The sequence below is a fragment of the Polynucleobacter sp. 35-46-11 genome (assembly GCF_002281105.1).
The window spans coordinates 1-1037 of sequence record NZ_NCFJ01000744.1 but is presented as its reverse complement, the minus strand read 5'-3'; the positions used below and the strand labels follow the sequence as shown (position 1 = coordinate 1037).

The window sequence follows — 1037 nt, the reverse complement described above, 5'->3', positions numbered from 1 at the left end:
TGGATATAGAAATCATGATTGCCAATTTACTCGATGAATACCCCATGATCTTGTTTGCTGTGGAGGGGGGCATTGCTCTAGCTCTCCTGCTCTTTATTGTCCTTTGGACAGGTAAGGGCAAAAAATAGTGTTTTTTGAGAGCCTAGTGCAAGGTTCTCGGCATCACTAGGGCAAATTCGGGGATGGGGGCCTGGAAAAACTGAGCCTCCTCGGTCACACAGAAGTACTCTCCGCGCATCGTGCCGGCCGGGGTCGGTAAAGTTGCCCAGCTGGTGTATTCAAACTGCTCACCCGCCCGCAGAAGTGGCTGTTGCCCTACAACCCCCAGGCCACGCACCTCCTGAACATCATTATCCCCATCAGTAATAAACCAATGACGGGCAATGAGCTGAATACTTGCCGTACCGGTATTGCGAATAGTGACGGTATACGCGAACGCAAACTGGCGGTTATCGGGGTCAGACTGGTCGGGCAAATACTGGGTTTTTACCGTAATGCTGATTTCGTGAGGATTCATGCTCGAATTCTGCTCCATCCTAAGGCCAACTGCAAGCTAGAATCTAGGGATGGATAGCCAGAAATCACCTTCAAATAGCCAGTTTGTCATCGCACCCTCCATTTTGTCGGCTGACTTTGCTTGCCTGGGCAAAGAAGTACAAGATGTTCTCTTGGCTGGAGCAGACTGGATTCACTTTGATGTGATGGACAACCATTACGTTCCAAACCTCACTATTGGACCTTTGGTTTGCGAGGCAATTCGTCCACACGCCACAAAAAATGGCAAACCAGCCATGATCGACGTTCACTTAATGGTTGAACCTGTCGACCGCCTCATTCCTGATTTTGCAAAAGCTGGGGCAAACCTCATTAGCTTTCACCCAGAGGCGAGCCCTCATGTGGATCGCACTATTAATTTAATTCGTGACCAAGGATGCCAGGCAGGGCTAGTGTTAAATCCTGCAACACCACTGCATCACTTAGATCACACCCTAGAACTACTCGATCTCGTTTTGCTAATGTCTGTGAATCCTGGCTTT

Annotated in this window: 2 protein-coding genes; one reads left to right on the top strand and one right to left on the bottom strand. The window is 49.1% G+C overall.

Annotated features, from left to right (window positions below):
- Positions 1-142: 142 nt before the first annotated feature.
- Positions 143-517, bottom strand: a complete 375-nt coding sequence (gene apaG, locus B7Y67_RS19260) for a Co2+/Mg2+ efflux protein ApaG (protein ID WP_015420328.1) — start codon at positions 515-517, stop codon at positions 143-145.
- A 49-nt stretch (positions 518-566) separates the two neighbouring features.
- Here apaG and B7Y67_RS19255 point away from each other — a divergent pair.
- Positions 567-1037 (top strand): ribulose-phosphate 3-epimerase (locus tag B7Y67_RS19255; protein ID WP_293600011.1); only part of this gene is annotated, 471 nt, incomplete at its 3' end.